Genomic DNA, 16445 nt, shown 5'->3' with positions numbered 1-16445 from the left:
TGACTTTGCGCCATCTGGCCCCGGCCGCCATCACCGTCATGGCGCTTGCCATCCCCACCGCCGTCCAGGCCGTCTCGCTGCCCGCCGTGGAAGCGAAGAACGGCATGGTGGTGTCGTCGCAGCACCTGGCCAGCCAGGTCGGCGTCGATATCCTCAAAAAAGGCGGCAACGCCATCGACGCGGCCGTGGCGGTCGGCTATGCGCAAGCCGTGGTCAACGCCTGCTGCGGCAATATCGGCGGTGGCGGCTTCATGACCATCCACCTGGCCAGCGGCAAGGACACCTTTATCAACTTCCGTGAAAAAGCGCCGGCCGCCGCCAGCGCCAATATGTACCAGGATGGCGACGGCAATCTGAAGCCGGGCGCCAGTCTGCATGGCTACCTGGCCGTCGGCGTGCCAGGCACTGTGGCCGGCTTCGATTATGCGCAGCGCAAGTACGGCAAGCTGACGCGCGCCCAGGTACTGGCCCCGGCCATCAGGCTGGCACGTGAGGGCTATATATTGAACCGTGGCGATACCGATATCCTTGACACCACGGTCGCATATTTCAAAAAAGACCCGGAAGCGGCCCGCATCTTCCTGCGCAAGGACGGCACGCCGCTGCAACCGGGCGACCGGCTGGTGCAGAAAGACCTGGCCAATACCCTGGAAGCGATCGCCAGGCGAGGCCCTGACGCATTCTACAAAGGTGCGATTCCCCAGGCTGTGGAAAAAGCGGCGAAACAGGGTGGTGGCGTGATCACGGCGGCCGATTTCGCCGCCTACACCAGTACCGAAATGGCGCCGCTCGCCTGCAGCTATCGCGGCTACCAGTTTATCTCGGCGCCGCCACCGAGCTCGGGCGGCGTCACGCTGTGCCAGATCCTAAATATCCTCGAAGGCTACGACATGAAAAAGCTGGGCTACAACTCGGCCGCCTCGGTGCACTACATGACCGAAGCCATGCGCCATGCCTACAAGGACCGCAACACCTACCTGGGCGACCCGGACTTCGTCAACAATCCGGTTGACCATCTGCTGAGCAAGTCGTATGCGGCGCAGATCCGCAGCCAGATACTGCCCGACAAGGCGACACCGTCAGCCGAGGTGCAGCCCAACGCGCAAGGCGAAAAGCCGGAAACCACGCATTACTCGGTGGTCGACAAGGAAGGCAATGCCGTCTCGACCACCTACACCGTGAACGGCCGCTTTGGCGCGGTGGTGATTGCACCCGGCACCGGCTTTTTCCTCAACGATGAAATGGACGATTTCACGACCAAGATCGGTGCGAAGAATATGTACGGCCTGGTGCAGGGCGAAAGCAATGCGATTGCGCCGGGCAAGCGGCCGCTGTCGTCGATGGCGCCGACCCTGGTCACCAGGGACGGCAAGGTGTTCCTGGTCACCGGTTCGCCCGGCGGCTCGCGCATTATCACCATCACCTTGCAGTCGGCGCTGAACATTATCGATTACGGCATGGAGCCGCAGGAAGCGGTCGATGCGCCGCGCATCCACCACCAGTGGCTGCCGGACCAGGTGTATTACGAGCGGCGCGGCCTGTCGGTGGACACCCTCAATATCCTGGCCGGCATGGGCTACAAAATGAAGGAACAAAGCACCTGGGGCGCAACCGAACTGATCATGATGGGCTTGCCGAACGCAGCAGGCGTGGGTGCCGCCAGCGCGGGCAATGATGCGGGTGTTTCGGGCAAGGTGCTGCCAGGCTATATCTACGGCGCCAACGACGGCCGGCGTCCTGCGGGCTCGGCTGTTGGATATTGAACGCCAGCACATATTTGTGTGAGGGAAAGTCTGCTGGTGGCTTATGATGTGGCAATATCAAACATCAACAAGCCACCATCAATGCACCAACTATCACTCCAACAAAAGTCATTCCTGCTCTTGCTCGCTGTCGTTACCATCGCCTTTGGCTGGATCTTGCTGCCGTATGCGGGCGCCATTTTCTGGGGCATGATCCTGGCGATCGTGTTCGCGCCCGTGTATCGCTGGGTATTGCAGAAAACCAGGGGCAGGGCGACACTGTCGTCGATACTGGTGCTGCTGTTGATACTGGTGATCGTGATCCTGCCGCTGTCGCTGATCTCGGGCGCACTGGTCAACCAGGCCTCGGCGGTGGTGGAGCTGGTGCGCTCCGGTGATATTACCGTCGCCAGTTCCTTTGGCAAGGTAATGGACGCCCTGCCGTCGTGGGCCGTCAATCTGCTGGACCGTTTCCATATTACCAGCCTGGCCAGCCTGCAGGACAAGCTGACGGCCGGCGCTTCGCAGGTAAGCCAGGCGGTGGCCGTGAAAGCCATCAATATCGGCCTGTACACGTTTGATTTTTTGACCAGCCTGGGCATTCTGATGTACTTGCTGTTCTTCCTGCTGCGCGACGGCGCCGCGCTGACGACGCGCATCCGCGCCGCCATTCCGCTGAGCCGCAAGTACAAGCAGCGTTTGTTCAATAATTTCACCACCGTGATACGCGCCACGGTCAAGGGCAATATCCTGATCGCCATTGCACAAGGCGCCCTGGGTGGCCTGATCTTCTGGTTCCTCGATGTGCGCGCACCGTTGCTGTGGGGCGTGCTGATGGCATTCCTGTCGCTGTTGCCGGCCATAGGCGCGGCGCTGGTATGGGCGCCGGTCGCCATCTATTTCCTCGCCACCGGTTCGATCTGGCAAGGCGTGACCCTGATTGCCTTCGGCGTGCTGGTGATCGGCCTGGTCGACAACCTGCTGCGCCCGGTGCTGGTCGGCAAAGATACCAGGATGCCCGACTATGTCGTGCTGCTGTCCACCGTCGGCGGCATGGCCTTGTTCGGCCTGCACGGCTTTGTTATCGGCCCCATCGTGGCGGCCATGTTTATTGCGGTCTGGGATCTGTTTGCCACGGCCAGCGAGTTTCATACGGAGTAAAGCGGCATGGACAGCACTGGCATTGCGCTGACAGCGGCGCACCGCGACGACGCGGAGCAACTGGTGGCCTTGCGGATTGCCGCCATGCGCGACAGCCTGATGCGCATCGGCCGCTTTGACCCGCAGCGTGCGCGCCAACGTTTTCTGTCCGACTATTCGCCCGCACACACCCGCCATATCGAGCTGGCGGGCCAGCGCGTCGGCTTTGTCGTCGTCAAGCCCGGGCCAGACGCCATGCTGCTCGACCATTTGTATATTCATCCGGACAGCCAGGGCAAAGGCCTGGGCGCTATCGTACTTGCACGCATTATTGAACAGGCGAGGGCGGCAGGCTTGCCACTGAAGGTGGGCGCGCTGCGCGACAGCGACTCGAACCGTTTTTATCTGCGTCACGCTTTCAAGCTGGTCGCGCAGGAAGAATTCGACAATTACTATCTTTTGACCGTCAATGAACAGCAATAACACCACCTTGCGCCTGGTCCTTGGTGACCAGCTCAATACCCGGCACCGCTGGTTCACCGAGGTCGACGACAGCATTATTTATGTGCTGATGGAAGTGCGCCAGGAAACCGACTATGTGCTGCACCATGCGCAAAAAATCCTCGCCATTTTTGCTGCCATGCGCGACTTTGCGCGCCAGCTGCGCGAGGCAGGCCATCGCGTGCACTATATAGCCATCGACCAGCCGCACAGCGCACGCGCCATGATCGATAATCTCGATGCGTTGGCCGCCGAATATGGCGCGGCCTCGGTGCAATACCAGGCTCCCGACGAGTGGCGGCTGGACCAGCAACTGTATCTGCATGGCCGCGCGGCCAGCGTGCCGTGGCTGATGGTCGATACCGACCATTTCTATACCAGCCGCCATGAAGCATCGGATATTTTCAAGGGCCGCAAGCAGTGGCTGATGGAGTTTTTCTACCGCCAGTTGCGCGTCAAACATGGCGTGCTGATGGAAGACGCCAGACAACCGGTCGGCGGCCAGTGGAATTTCGACCACGACAATCGCAAGCCCTGGCGCGGCCAGCCGGCCGAACCGCCGGACGCGCGCACGCCGCACGACCACTCGCTGTTGTGGCAGGCGATAGGCGACGCCGGCGTAAAAAGTTTTGGCACACCCAATGCCGGCCGGCTGCCATGGCCCTTGAATCGTGAAGAAGCATTGCAGCAGCTCGACGCCTTTATCGAACGGGGCCTGCCGCATTTCGGCGACTTCCAGGACGCCATGAGCACCAAAGCATGGCGTTTATTTCACTCGCTGCTGTCGTTTGCGCTGAACGTGAAAATGCTGCAGCCGCGTGAGGTAGTCGACCGTGCGCAAGCAGCTTTTGACGCTGGCGCCGCGCCGCTGGCGGCTGTGGAAGGCTTTATCCGCCAGATCCTCGGCTGGCGCGAATATGTGCGCGGCGTGTACTGGACGCATATGCCCGAATACGCCGATAAGAACTTTTTCGGCCACCAGCGCTCGCTGCCGCGCTGGTTCTGGGATGGCAAGACCAACATGAACTGCCTGTCGCACGCGATCACGCAATCGCTGGAACAGGCGCACGCCCATCACATCCAGCGCCTGATGGTGATCGGCAACTTCGCCTTGCTGGCCGGCCTGCATCCTGGCGAACTGCACCGCTGGTACCTGGGCATTTATATCGACGCCTTCGAGTGGGTGGAACTGCCCAATACGGTAGGCATGAGCCAGTTCGCCGATGGAGGTTTTCTGGCGACCAAGCCGTATGTGTCGAGCGCCGCGTATATCGACCGCATGGGCGACTATTGCAAGGGTTGCCATTACGATAAAAAGGCAAGGCTGGGCGAAACTGCCTGTCCGTTCAACGCCCTGTACTGGGATTTTTTCCGGCGCAATGCAAACAGCCTCGAGCGCAATCCGCGCATTGGCATGGCTTACCGCCAGCTGGAAAAAATGGACGATGCCGCCATCGCCGGTTTTACGGAGCAGTCTCGCATGATGCTGGCGAAGCTCGACGAGCTGTAGCTGGCCTGACTCGAAGGATCAAACAATGTTGCCCTCCAAATTGTTTTTTCTGCCCGGCGCGCTGGGACGCATGGACTTCTGGCTGCCTGCCGCTGAACTGGTTCGCCATCCGGCGCAAAAACTGCACATAGGCTGGCCAGGTTTCGACCCCACCCCCGCCGCACCTGGTGTCAACGGCATCAATGACCTGGTCGCCATGGTCGTCGATCAACTCGATGGCCCTTGTGCACTGGTCGCGCAATCGATGGGCGGCGTGGTCGCCATCAGGGCGGCGCTGGTGCGGCCTGAACAAGTGACGCATCTGGTTCTGGCAGCAACCTCAGGCGGCATGGATATCGCGGGACTCGGTGCGCAAGACTGGCGGGAGCTGGTGCGCAAGGACTTCCCCACGCTGCCGGACTGGTTCCTCAACGATCATGAAGACCTGAGCGGGCAACTTTCAGCCCTTGGCATGCCGGTGTTACTGCTGTGGGGCGATAACGACCCCATCAGTCCTGTAGCTGTCGGCGAGCAGCTGGCACGGCACTTGCGGCAGGCACACCTCCATGTCATCGAGGGCGCGGATCACGATCTGGCATACACGCACGCGGAGGAGGTTGCATTGTTGATCGATCAACACTTGAACGCGCCACCTCGCCAGGCGCCACGGCCCGTCCGCTAGCTACGTGGCGATGGGCGAGCCGCTTGGGCGGCGCCCACTTCAGGCTGACGCCCAGGCTGCCCAGCACGATCAGGCCCAGTCCCGCCAGTTGCACCAGGGCCAGTCTCTGGCCGTACACCAGGAAATCGAGCAGCAAGGCCAGCAAGGGGTAGCCGAACGACAGCACGGCAATCGTCGCTACCGCCAGGTGCCGGTAAGCACTGTAACTGAGCACATACGCCAGGCCGCTGTGGATCACGCCCAGGCCCACCAGCCAGTACCAGTGGTTGCCCGGCTGCAGCACCGTGCTGCTGGAAAACCCCGCCAGCATGACGGCGCCCACGCAGCATTGCAGGAATACCACCGCGATCGCACGTTGTTTGCTGATATGGCGCGATAGCAACAGTGATGCGCCGCACAGCACGCCGGCCAGCAAGGACAGCGCGATGCCGGCCTGGTAGTTGCTCCCCATGCTGGAAAACATGCGCTGTGGATTGGCCGAGCAGACGAGTCCCAAAAAGGCCAGCAAGGTCCAGCCCCAGTCTGCCGGCCGCGTGCGTTCGCCCAGCAACAGCGTCGCCAGCACCATCATCACGAAGGGGTAACAATAAAACATCATGGTCGACACGCTGATCGAAGAGCGCGCCATGCCGGCAAACAGGCTGACCCAGCTGAGCACCAGCAGCACGCCCGAGGCGATGGCGCCCAGCACCAGCTTGCGGTCTTGCAAGATGCCGCGCAAATGGCCGCCCATCACGCCCCATAAGCCCAGGAAGATGGCGCCGAACAGGCAGCGGTAAAACACAGTGGTAACCGGGTCCTGGCCGCCTTCGTGTACAAAGATGCCAACCGAGGCGATCAGAAATTGTGCGGCAAGCATCTGCCAAAGGGCAGTGGCGCGCGCTGAAGAAGGAACTGACATGGCGAGGTGACGACTGGTAATCAAGGCAGACCAGTATGGTGTTTCTTTGCATACCAATACAGCAGCAGATATGATGGAAAGATACCAATACAGAAAGTTCCAGATGCTTTACAAAAACCTGGCCGGGCTGCTGCGCCTGCAGATACAGCAAGGTGGCCTGCGCCCTGGCGAACGGCTGCCATCGATTCGGCAACTGGCCGCCAGCCACCGGGTCAGTGCAGCCACCGCCGTGCAGGCCTGTTTGCAACTCGAGCGCGAAGGGCTGGCCGAAGCGCGTCCGCGTATCGGTTATTTTGTGCGGGCCGCCAGCCAGGGCCTGCTGTCGACGGTGCCGCCGCTGCGGTCGCCGGCCCTGATCAGCAACCCGGCCTTGCTTGATTTGCTGCTGGTGGACGATAGCGCCAATATCTTGCCGCTGCATGCGGCGCGACCGGCGCCGTCCTTGCTGCCTGACGCCACCATTGCCGCCGCCCTGTCGCGCTGCTTGCGCCGCCAGCGCGAGGCGTCCCTGGGCTATGCGCCGCCACAGGGTTACGCGCCATTGCGCCGGCAGATTGCACAGCGCTATGCCAGCATGGGCGTCACCGTCGACGCCGATGAAATCATTATCACTGCCGGCGCCATGGAGGCGATCACCCTGGCCCTGCGCGTACTGACTCATCCTGGCGACATCGTGCTGGTCGAAACGCCGACTTACCAGGGTATCTTGCAGACGGTGGCCACGTTGGGATTGCAGGTACTGGAGCTGCCGCGCATGCCGGGTGGCGGCCTGGACCTGGGTTTGCTTGAAACCCTGCTGGCAGCACAAGCCGTACGAGCGGCCGTGATGGTGCCGAATTTTTCCAATCCGCTGGGGCTGAGCCTGGACGACAGCAACAAGCGGGCGCTGTTGGCATGCTGTGCGCGCCATGGTACGGTGCTGGTCGAAGACGATATCTACGGCGACCTGGCCTGGGACGACAGCCGGCCGCCGCCATTGCGGCGCTGGAATGATGGCAGTGCCGTGATCACCTGCAGTTCCTTTTCCAAAACCCTGTCTCCAGGCTTGCGCGTGGGCTGGATGCTGGGTGGCGGCTGGACCGGCGAACTGCTGCGCGCCAAGTATTTTTCCACGGTCGGCAACGCGGCCCTGCCGCAACTGGCGATCAGCGACTACCTGGCGCGCCACGACCTCGAGCGCCATTTGCGCAAGCTGCGCCGCGCGCTGGCCGGCAACGCCAGCCGCATGCGTGCCACCATAGCCCAGCATTGGCCAGCCGGTACCCGCCTGGGTGAGCCGCGCGGCGGCTTGTCGCTGTGGATACAACTGCCCGCTGGCAGCGATGCGGCCGTCTTTTCGCGCGCCGCGCTGGCGCAAGGCGTGGGCGTCATGCCCGGCCATGTATTCTCGGGTAATGGCGACTACCGCGACCATGTACGGCTCAGTTGCGGCCTGCCTTTCGATCACACGACCGAGGCGGCGCTGCGCCGCCTGGGCACGCTGGCGGCAACTCTGCGTTGAGAACTATCTGGATGATTTCAGATAAGCGCGCAAGCCATGCGTCAGCACCATCGGGAACACGCTGGCATGGTCTTCGTCGTCGAACACGCGCAGGCGCGTGCTCAGGCCGGGAAACTTGTGCGCCGTGAGCTTCTGGTTGAACTCTTTCAGGTCAGCCAACATGTCGGCGTTTTCTTCCGAACGTGAGCGTTTCTTGCCGGCCGGCAGGCGCTCCAGGCCGCCGATGCCGAAGAATACGGAGGCGGGCAGGTCCTTGTGGGTGCTGGCATAGGCTTGCTCGCGCTCGAACATGATGCCGGCGTCGTACCACAGCGACGGGCTGCCGAGGATGTAATGCTCGAAGGTACGCGGCTCGGTCAGCATGATTTGCAGGCCCAGCAGGCTGCCGTAGGAATGGCCGACGAAAATCTTGCGGCCCATATTGGCGCGATACTGGCTGGCGATCACGGGAAACACTACGCTTGAAATGAACTTCGCGTAGCCGGCCGCCTCGCCAAAGGCCGGCTGGCGGCCCGGCATGTCCGAGCGGTAATCATGCTTGCGCGGTGTGGTCGGCGTGTAGTCGCGCCGGCGGCTGTAGACGCCGCTATCGCCCCTGGCATACGACAAGCCCACCACGATGACTTCTTCCAGGCCCGCATGCTTGGCCAGGCGCTGGGCAATATTGCGCACCACGGCGAACGAATAATCGGCATCGACCACGAACACCACCGGGTAGCGCTTGCTGCCCTCGCGGTAGGAATCGGGCAGGGCCACAAACAGCTGGTAATCGCGCTGCAGGGCTTGCGCACGGATATCGCGTACTTCTGTATTGGGCAAAGCATAGGCCGCAGGCGCAACCGTGGCGCCATGGGCGGTATTGAACAGGCAGCACAGTGCCAGCAGCAGGGCGACTGGTTTCAAAGGCACTCCTTCAGACGGGTAATATGGGCGGCATGGCGGCATGCAGCGTTGGCAGGTAAATCGTGAAACTGGTGCCCAGGTCCTTGCCGGCGCTGCTGGCGGTAATCGTGCCGCCATGCAGTTCGACAATGCGGCGCGCGATATACAGGCCCAGACCAAGACCGCTGGCATTGGCCTGGCTTTGCAGCGTGAACGCGCCGAACACATGCGGCAAGTCTTCCGGCGCAATGCCCTGGCCGCTGTCGTGCACGCGGATGCGCACGCCGTTGGCGTCGCTGGCGATATTCAATCCTACGCTGCCACCGGGCGACGTAAACTTGATGGCATTCAGTACCAGATTCCACAGCACTTGCTGCAAGCGGCGCGGATCGGCATCGAGCTCGATATTGTCGCCATGGTTGGCGGGCGTGACGGAAAAAACGATCCGTTTTTCATTCGCGCTGGACTCGACCGTGGAGAGCGCATCGCGCACGATGCGCCCCAGAGAGACGGGCACGCGGTTGACCGACATGGTGCCGGTCAGGGTGCGCGCCGCATCGATCAGGTCTTCCACCATGGCCGCTTCCTGGCGCACATGCACGCGCATCGCCATCAAGGACGCTTGCAGCGCCGGCGGCATGTCGCGCATGGTGTGCAGCAGCAGATCGACCCGCATCGACAAAGCGGACAAGGGGGTGCGCATTTCGTGTGAAACCGTGGCCAGGAACAGCTCGCGGGTACGGCTGACACGGTTCAGCTCATCGATGGTGTCGCGCTGGCGGTCCAGCGAGCCGGCCAGGGTACGCAGCAATTCGCGGTAGGTGGCAAGGCGGGCGTCCGTCAGCGGCGACTCGAGCCGCACTTCGTTCCACAGCGTATGGCCCGGCACACCGACCAGCGCGGCCAGTTGCTCGCAGGCCAGGGGCGAGCTGAAGTCGCGCATGCACCAGCCAAACACCAGCACGCCATAGCGCTCGCCGGCCCGCGTCAGGGGCAGGGAGCAGATGCGCATGCCGTAAAACAGTTCCTCCACCTCGGCGCCCGCGTCGTCCTGGCCAGCCGCCATGGCGCCCACGATCAGGCGCTCGACGGCCGTGCCGGGGCCGTCTTCCTGCCACAGCTTCGAGGTACCGAGAAAGCGCGCCGTGCGCGTCGACAGCAGGGGGCCGATCTGGCGCACGCCCTTGATATCATAGGCGGACACAGCCAGGCCGGTGGCCTGGCTGAATTGCAGCAGCGGCATGCGCCATTCGGCCCAATTAACCGGGGACGAATCAGGTTCTGCGATACGAATCACGGCGTTTCTTGTTGTGCCAGGACCACTGAATCGGGCAGGTCTTCGCCATTGACGACGGCCGATTCGATCGCCGGACTCTGGCGCGTAGGCGAACGTGACAGCAGGCTGGAATACGCCGAAAACGGCAGTTGCGGCACCGCATTGCTGCGCGCTACTTCGGTGCAGTCTTCGTCGAGCAGCGCCAGGCCGCCGGCAGCGATCACGTACTCGCGCGTTACCTGCACGTTGCGGCTGCCGCGCACTTTCGGAATCGCAATCGCACGCCGCAGCACGGTGGAAATCTCGACGTAGTTGAGCAAGATGATATTGTCGACCAGGTGCGAGCCCTTGAGTTCTTCGCTGATCTGCGACAGCCCCAGCAATTCCGGGCTTTCGTAATTGAAGATAACCGTCGCCAGGCGGTTCTTGAAGTGGGTCGCCAGCGCGTACAGGTAGTCGGCCACTTCCGCGCGGCTGGCCATCTCGTAGACGGCGATGGAATCGAAGACGATGCAGTCGATGCCTTCCTGCTCGACCAGCTTGATCACGCGGTCGAAGTGCACATCAAGTTCAAGTTCCAGCGGTGATTCGAACAGCAGGAACAGTTCGCCGCGTTCCTGCATGCCATCGAGGTCGAATCCCAGCGACGCGGCGTTGCGTCCCAGCTGGCGCGGATGTTCGTCCAGCGTGACGAGCAGCGTTTTGTGGCCGACCTGGGCTGCAGCTGTCAGGAACTGTACCGACAGGACCGTCTTGCCGGTGCCGGAAATGCCGCTGACCATGGTGACCGAGCCTTCGTACAGACCGCCATCCATCAGCAAGTCGATGGCCGGCGCGCCGGTCGAAATACGCTTGTCCGAGGTCGGCTGATCGTTGAGCGTCACCGGGCGCGACTGCGCGCGACGATACACATGAATGCCCTGGTGCGCTTCAATGCGCATGGTATGGCTGCCGGAAATAAAATCCTGGCCACGCGACTTGGCGATTGTCAGCCGGCGCTCGACCTTGCGGCGGTGTTCCGCGCGCGACAATTCAATAATGGTGTCGAACACGAAGCGTTCGTGCGCCGGCGTAGCGATCGAGTCGTCGCGCTCGGCCGTCACCATGGTGGTCACGCCCAGTCGGTTCAGGCCTTCGATCAGCACATGCACGTCTTCGCGAAACGCCAGGTCGTGCGCCTCGGCGTACAGCCGCATCGGCGTTAGGCCATCGATCAGCAAACGCTTGGCGCCCATAGCGCGCAACGTGGTAGAGAAAGCGCCATCGGTGTTGCGGAACTCCGACAGCAGCACTGCGGGGCTGGTCTGGACAATCTTGATCAGGCCGAGGTCGATCTGTTCCTGCAGGTTCCAGCCGAAGCCGGCCGCGTCGCGCAGCAGCTTGGCTTCATCGAGTTCGAACGAGACGATTACCCCAGGCTCGTTGTACTGCGCGGCGCCGGCATGGATAAAGCCCAGCCCCAGCGTCGTCTTGCCCGCGCCAGGCGCGCCTTCGACAATGATGTTGTTATGGCGCGGAATGCCGCCGAAGAGGATTTCATCGAGTCCGGCGATACCGGTCTTGACCAGCGGTTCCACGTTATTCATGTGTGATTGAGAGTAAAAAGAGCATTGTAATCCGTAGTGTAGCAGTTTGGCCATGGAAAGGAGAATTTGCACTCCGGCCGGCGGCTGTTACCAGCAAGGACTGTGGCGGCCAGGCTGAATATTTTGATCTTTCTTTTCGGCGAGTGATAAAACCCCGTTAAGATAAGTTTCCCAATGTTAACGGCGATGATCAAGGAAAACCCATCAGGTTTGCTTTTTGCACCGCTCACATTGGACAACTACATGGTTGGGATTGCGCGCCGCAGCGGCCGAGAAGTAATAACACTCAATATAACAGGACAGATTTCCATGTTTTCATCGATCAGAACGCGCATTTTATTTTTCAGCATTTCCCTGCTCTTGCTGAGCCTTGGCCTGGTGGGCGCGGTGTCGTATGTCATCGTCAAGGCTTCCAACGACCGCGCCATCGACCAGAATTCCCGATCCATCGCCGACGGCTACGCTTCCGCCATCAATGAATGGGTGGCGGCACGCGCCAGCATGACGGCCGCCGCAGCCGAAGGCGTGCTGCAGGCCGATCCGCTGTTCGTCATCCGGCAGCTGCAAAAAGGCGGCGGCTTCTATGTCACGACCTTCGGCAAGCAGGACAAGACGGCATTCACCTCGAACCCGGAAGGACTGCCGCCCGGCTACGATCCCACCGGCCGCTCGTGGTACCAGCAGTCGGTCAAGGCCGGCGCACCCGTGGTCACCAAACCTTACACCGACGTGCTGACGAAGAAACCAATGGTGTCGTTTACGGCCCAGGTCAAGCAGGACGGCGTCTTGCAGGGCGTGGTGGCGGCCGCCATGTTCCTCGACGGCGTGAGCAACGTGGTCAAGGCCGTGCGCCCGACGCCGGCCAGTTTCGCCTTCCTGGTCGATCGCGACGGCATGATGCTGGCCCACCCCGATGCACAATGGATCAACAAGCCGGCCAGGGAATGGAACCCCGCGCTGACTCCCGAACGCCTGCTTACCCTCGCCGGCAGCGATGCCAAGACCGAACTGCAGCTGAACGGCGCGGCCAAACTGGTGCAGGGTGTGCCGATCAAGGGCACGGAATGGACCTTGATGCTGGCGATGGACAAGGCCGACGTCAATGCCGGCATGCGACGCGCCACGCAATCGGCGCTGGTCTCCATCGTGCTGGTGGCGGCCCTGGCCGCGCTGGTCCTCGGCATGATCACCGCCGCAGCTTTCCGGCGCCTGTCGCAGGTGCGCAACGCCATGGACGGCATCGGCTCGGGCAACGGCGACCTGACCATGCGCCTGCCCGAGGACGGCCAGGATGAAGTGAGCCAGATCGCGCGCTCGTTCAATGTGTTCGTGCACAAGATCACCGCCATCCTGCTCGAAATTCGCCGCACCAGCGAGGCCGTCAAGGTCTCTTCTTCCGAAATCGCCAGCGGCAACCTCGACCTGTCCGGCCGCACCGAACAGCAGGCGGGCGCGCTGGAAGAAACCGCTTCGGCCATGGAACAGCTCACTTCCACCGTCAAGCAGAATGCCGACAACGCGCGCAAGGCCAACCGCCTGGCGCTCGATGCATCGACCATCGCCGAAGAAGGCGGAGTCGTGGTTGGTAATGTGGTCAGTACCATGGCGGCGATCAACCAGTCCTCGCGCCAGATCGTCGACATTATCGGCGTCATCAACGGTATTGCCTTCCAGACCAATATCCTGGCCTTGAACGCGGCCGTGGAAGCGGCCCGCGCGGGTGAGCAGGGCCGCGGTTTTGCGGTGGTCGCTTCCGAAGTGCGCAGCCTGGCGCAACGCAGCGCCCAGGCGGCGAAAGAGATCAAGGTGCTGATCGACTCGTCGGTGTCGAAGATCACCGATGGCGGCGTGCTGGTCGAAAAAGCCGGCCAGACCATGCAGGAAATTGTCGGCAGCATCAGGAACGTCAGCACCATCGTCAGCGAAATCGCCGGCGCCAGCGCCGAGCAGAACACCGGCATCGAGGAAATCAACCGCGCCATCACCCATATGGACCAAGCCACCCAGCAAAACGCGGCCCTGGTCGAAGAGGCCGCCGCCGCCGCGCAATCACTGCAGGACCAAGCGACCAACCTGGCGATGATCGTGGGCGGGTTCAAGATGGAGGAGTGAACGGCAGGGCGTCCATGCGGCATGATCAGCCTGGCTGAAAATGACTGATAATCATCCCAGCAGCGCCATCCCGGCGCCCACCCTTGCGAAGGCTGAACATGTCCTACGGATTTCTCGATATCGCCATCACCCCCGGCGTGCGCGCAGCGCAAGCGGCCATGGGCGCCGACCAAGCCTGGCAGGACTTCAAGGGCCACCGCAAGTTCGACCGCTTCACCGGCAGCGAAGCGGCCTTCATTGCCGAACGTGACAGCTTCTATATGGCGACGGTGTCCGAAACAGGCTGGCCCTACGTCCAGCACCGCGGCGGTCCTCCCGGCTTTCTCAAGTTGATCGACGATCAAACCCTGGCATTTGCCGACTACCGCGGCAACCGCCAGTACATCAGCACCGGCAATCTGGCCACGAATGACCGCACCTGCCTGTTCCTGATCGACTACCCGCGCCGCGCACGCCTGAAAATCTTTATGCACGTCGACATCGTGGCACCGGGCGCAGCCCCGGCCCTGACCGCGCAGGTGACCGACGCCGCCTACGGCGCAAAAATAGAGCGCATCTACCGCTTGCGGCTGCAGGCATTCGACTGGAACTGCCCGCAACACATTACGCCGCGCTATACCGAGCAGGAAGTGAGCACGGCGGTGGCGCCGTTGCGTGACCGCCTGGCGGAGATCGAGCAGGAAATGGTTGAGCTGCGGGCGCGGCTGGCGGTAGCGGAAGAGGGCGGCGCTTGACTGTCAAGATTGCCATTGAGGATTGTGATTTTTGGGAGTGCACCGATATAAAAATCGGAAAGTGGGAATAAAAATTGTAAAATAGTAACATTATGAATAATTATTTGCGGGTTCTCAATGAAGTCAACCTACGCGCCTTCAATCCGATCTCTGCTCATGCTGCTCGTTTCAGCGTGCATTGTTCCTGCATTTCTGCTGGCCGGAATCTTGATTGCCTACGATTTGCATCTTGCTCGTACAAATTTCATTCGCAGCGCCATGGCATTAGCGCGTGCGAATACGATGGAGATAGACAAAGAGTTCGCGACGGTTGCTGCCGCGCTATCGGCCCTGTCAACATCTCCAAGCTTCGCTGCCAATAATTTGGAGGCATTCCATGTCCAGGCTGCCGATGTGTTAGTCAGGCAAAATATCTTCAATATCGTCCTGGAAGACAATCGGGGACAACAGTTGATGAATACGGTCATACCATCAGGTCACCCGTTACCGTCAGAGCGCGATGATCAGGCGTTGAGAGCAATTCATCAACATCGGACGATGCACATTTCTAATTTATTTACCGGCCCCTTGTCAAAGCGTCAGTTGGTATCCGTGGGTATGCTTTTAGTGAATCGCGCGGGTGAGGAAAACATATTGTCAGGAACAGTGCCCGCTACCCGGTTCGAAGAAATTCTGCATCATCAAAACTATCCTGAATATTGGATTGCCAGTATTTTGGATAGAAATGGAAAAATTGTCGCGCGCTCTGCCGACATGGAGCGCTATATAGGCAAGCCAGCCGTACCTGAAGTGTTGAAGCGTATGCGCGAGCAGCCCGCAGCTATTCTGGAGACCAGCACACTGGACGGCAAGCCGATACTCACCGTACTGGCACGTGCACAGAATTCTGGGTGGACTGTCGCCATAGGTATTCCGCTGGAGGTTTTAAACAACGAAACTGTCAATCGACTCTGGATGCTTGTCTCCGTTACGATTGCAACTTTAGGAGCTGGATTATTTTTGGCCTGGAAGATCGGTACGCGAATTGGCGATGCCATGCAAGGGTTGATTGCTCCGGCATTGGCATTGGGCTCCGGGCAAGAGGTGCAGTCGATCAATCATGGTCTCCGCGAAGCGAACGAGGTGGGCTTGGCACTGACCAAGGCTTCGACCATGCTGCAGGCAGCCACACACCAGGCCAATCACGATGCACTAACCGGTTTGGCAAATCGCGTCATGCTTCAGTCATTCCTTGTGCGTCAACTCTCTTTATGTTGCAGCATGGGCACGCCGCTTGCCGTACTTTATCTGGACCTGGACGGCTTTAAACTGGTCAATGACATTCACGGCCATGCTGCCGGAGACGAATTATTGAAGCTCGCTGCCGAGCGCTTGATTTCTCGACTTCGCAAATCTGACCTTGCAGCTCGTATTGGTGGGGATGAATTCGCGATTGTGCTCGTTAATAGCACCCCAGCCGACACTTTGAAAGTAATATCAATCATCGAAGCCATGATGAAGCTTCCGTACGAAATAAATGGTGTTTCACTTATAGCTGCAGCTAGCGTGGGGCACGCTTCATACCCTGAGTGCGGGTCGACCGCCGAGAGGTTGCTCGATATGGCTGATCAGTCCATGTATGAACAGAAATCGCTTCGTAAAAAACGGTGATAGTCACTGCAGCGATCTTGCTACCGGCGACCTGCGACAATAGCGCCGGTTTCACCGACCAGGCGATCCACCAATACAAAAGAGCATCTCCGATATCGAAGCGAGTCAGGAAGAGCGCGGTGGGCTATAACTCACCTCGTTATACACAAGTCCAGACCGCCGCCTAGCCGGTGCGAAAATGCGTTGACATTCAATGACTTAACGCGCCCCTTGTAAACTCGCCGCGATTCAGGTTTACTCTCGCCTTTT

General features: G+C 60.7%; 13 protein-coding genes. 9 read left to right on the top strand and 4 right to left on the bottom strand.

All coding sequences use genetic code 11. The annotated features are described in order from the left end of the window. Positions 1–38: 38 nt before the first annotated feature. The 5 genes from ggt (at position 39) to ACQ4WM_RS14475 (ending at position 5554) form a co-directional block, all read left to right on the top strand. Positions 39–1763, top strand: coding sequence for a gamma-glutamyltransferase (gene ggt, locus ACQ4WM_RS14495; RefSeq protein ID WP_436547681.1), 1725 nt, complete (start codon positions 39–41; stop codon positions 1761–1763). Between the two features lie 81 nt (positions 1764–1844). Continuing rightward, a complete protein-coding gene (locus ACQ4WM_RS14490; RefSeq protein WP_436547380.1) occupies positions 1845–2903 on the top strand; it encodes an AI-2E family transporter in 1059 nt (352 codons plus the stop codon). A 6-nt stretch (positions 2904–2909) separates the two neighbouring features. Next, positions 2910–3365 (top strand): GNAT family N-acetyltransferase, encoded by a 456-nt coding sequence (locus tag ACQ4WM_RS14485; protein WP_436547379.1) that lies wholly within the window; start codon positions 2910–2912, stop codon positions 3363–3365. Beyond that, positions 3352–4893: a cryptochrome/photolyase family protein gene (locus ACQ4WM_RS14480; protein ID WP_436547378.1), complete on the top strand. Its 1542-nt coding sequence runs from the start codon at positions 3352–3354 to the stop codon at positions 4891–4893. Before ACQ4WM_RS14485 ends, ACQ4WM_RS14480 begins: the two co-directional genes overlap by 14 nt. Positions 4894–4918: 25 nt before the next feature. After that, the gene (locus ACQ4WM_RS14475; protein ID WP_436547377.1) at positions 4919–5554 is read left to right on the top strand and encodes an alpha/beta fold hydrolase; all 636 of its coding nucleotides are present in this window, start codon (positions 4919–4921) and stop codon (positions 5552–5554) included. Here ACQ4WM_RS14475 and ACQ4WM_RS14470 read toward each other — a convergent pair. After that, on the bottom strand, positions 5442–6413 hold the full coding sequence (locus ACQ4WM_RS14470; RefSeq protein WP_436547376.1) for a DMT family transporter: 972 nt from the start codon (positions 6411–6413) through the stop codon (positions 5442–5444). The two genes, ACQ4WM_RS14475 and ACQ4WM_RS14470, sit on opposite strands and share 113 nt — an antisense overlap. A 145-nt stretch (positions 6414–6558) precedes the next feature. Here ACQ4WM_RS14470 and ACQ4WM_RS14465 point away from each other — a divergent pair, with 145 nt between their 5' ends. Next, entirely contained in the window at positions 6559–7956 is a 1398-nt protein-coding gene (locus tag ACQ4WM_RS14465) for an aminotransferase-like domain-containing protein (RefSeq protein ID WP_436547375.1), read from the top strand. 3 nt (positions 7957–7959) lie between these two features. Here ACQ4WM_RS14465 and ACQ4WM_RS14460 read toward each other — a convergent pair whose 3' ends face one another. Genes ACQ4WM_RS14460 through ACQ4WM_RS14450 form a run of 3 tightly spaced genes read right to left on the bottom strand, consistent with a single transcriptional unit; the run spans position 7960 to position 11700 of the window. Next, positions 7960–8859, bottom strand: a complete 900-nt coding sequence (locus tag ACQ4WM_RS14460) for an alpha/beta hydrolase (protein WP_436547374.1) — start codon at positions 8857–8859, stop codon at positions 7960–7962. 10 nt (positions 8860–8869) lie between these two features. Continuing rightward, complete coding sequence (locus ACQ4WM_RS14455; protein ID WP_436547373.1) at positions 8870–10081, bottom strand: sensor histidine kinase; 1212 nt, start codon at positions 10079–10081, stop codon at positions 8870–8872. Positions 10082–10131: 50 nt separating this feature from the next. Then, positions 10132–11700 carry an ATPase domain-containing protein gene (locus ACQ4WM_RS14450; RefSeq protein ID WP_436547372.1) on the bottom strand — a complete coding sequence of 523 codons (1569 nt, stop codon included), beginning with the start codon at positions 11698–11700 and terminating at the stop codon, positions 10132–10134. A 309-nt stretch (positions 11701–12009) separates the two neighbouring features. On the opposite strand from ACQ4WM_RS14450, the gene ACQ4WM_RS14445 reads away from it, so the two are divergent. From ACQ4WM_RS14445 to ACQ4WM_RS14435, 3 genes are all read left to right on the top strand, one after another. Continuing rightward, the gene (locus tag ACQ4WM_RS14445; protein WP_436547371.1) at positions 12010–13812 is read left to right on the top strand and encodes a methyl-accepting chemotaxis protein; all 1803 of its coding nucleotides are present in this window, start codon (positions 12010–12012) and stop codon (positions 13810–13812) included. Between the two features lie 98 nt (positions 13813–13910). Then, entirely contained in the window at positions 13911–14546 is a 636-nt protein-coding gene (locus ACQ4WM_RS14440; protein ID WP_436547370.1) for a pyridoxamine 5'-phosphate oxidase family protein, read from the top strand. A 156-nt stretch (positions 14547–14702) separates the two neighbouring features. Further along, positions 14703–16196, top strand: a complete 1494-nt coding sequence (locus ACQ4WM_RS14435; protein WP_436547369.1) for a sensor domain-containing diguanylate cyclase — start codon at positions 14703–14705, stop codon at positions 16194–16196. The last annotated feature ends 249 nt before the right edge of the window (positions 16197–16445 follow it).

The organism is Janthinobacterium longum (assembly GCF_051380735.1).
GTDB lineage: Bacteria > Pseudomonadota > Gammaproteobacteria > Burkholderiales > Burkholderiaceae_D > Janthinobacterium.
The sequence above is the reverse complement of the archived record's forward strand: the minus strand, read 5'-3'. Positions and strand labels throughout refer to the sequence as shown.

What these genes read in the sequence shown, in the direction of transcription:
- ACQ4WM_RS14445 (WP_436547371.1), top strand. Translation starts at nt 12,010, where the DNA reads ATGTTTTCATCGATCAGAACGCGCATTTTATTTTTCAGCATTTCCCTG.
- ACQ4WM_RS14485 (WP_436547379.1), top strand. Translation starts at nt 2,910, where the DNA reads ATGGACAGCACTGGCATTGCGCTGACAGCGGCGCACCGCGACGACGCG.
- ACQ4WM_RS14470 (WP_436547376.1), bottom strand. Translation starts at nt 6,413, where the DNA reads ATGCTTGCCGCACAATTTCTGATCGCCTCGGTTGGCATCTTTGTACAC.
- ACQ4WM_RS14450 (WP_436547372.1), bottom strand. Translation starts at nt 11,700, where the DNA reads ATGAATAACGTGGAACCGCTGGTCAAGACCGGTATCGCCGGACTCGAT.
- ggt (WP_436547681.1), top strand. Translation starts at nt 39, where the DNA reads ATGGCGCTTGCCATCCCCACCGCCGTCCAGGCCGTCTCGCTGCCCGCC.
- ACQ4WM_RS14490 (WP_436547380.1), top strand. Translation starts at nt 1,845, where the DNA reads ATGCACCAACTATCACTCCAACAAAAGTCATTCCTGCTCTTGCTCGCT.
- ACQ4WM_RS14480 (WP_436547378.1), top strand. Translation starts at nt 3,352, where the DNA reads ATGAACAGCAATAACACCACCTTGCGCCTGGTCCTTGGTGACCAGCTC.
- ACQ4WM_RS14465 (WP_436547375.1), top strand. Translation starts at nt 6,559, where the DNA reads ATGCTTTACAAAAACCTGGCCGGGCTGCTGCGCCTGCAGATACAGCAA.
- ACQ4WM_RS14435 (WP_436547369.1), top strand. Translation starts at nt 14,703, where the DNA reads ATGCTGCTCGTTTCAGCGTGCATTGTTCCTGCATTTCTGCTGGCCGGA.
- ACQ4WM_RS14440 (WP_436547370.1), top strand. Translation starts at nt 13,911, where the DNA reads ATGTCCTACGGATTTCTCGATATCGCCATCACCCCCGGCGTGCGCGCA.
- ACQ4WM_RS14475 (WP_436547377.1), top strand. Translation starts at nt 4,919, where the DNA reads ATGTTGCCCTCCAAATTGTTTTTTCTGCCCGGCGCGCTGGGACGCATG.
- ACQ4WM_RS14455 (WP_436547373.1), bottom strand. Translation starts at nt 10,081, where the DNA reads ATGCCGCTGCTGCAATTCAGCCAGGCCACCGGCCTGGCTGTGTCCGCC.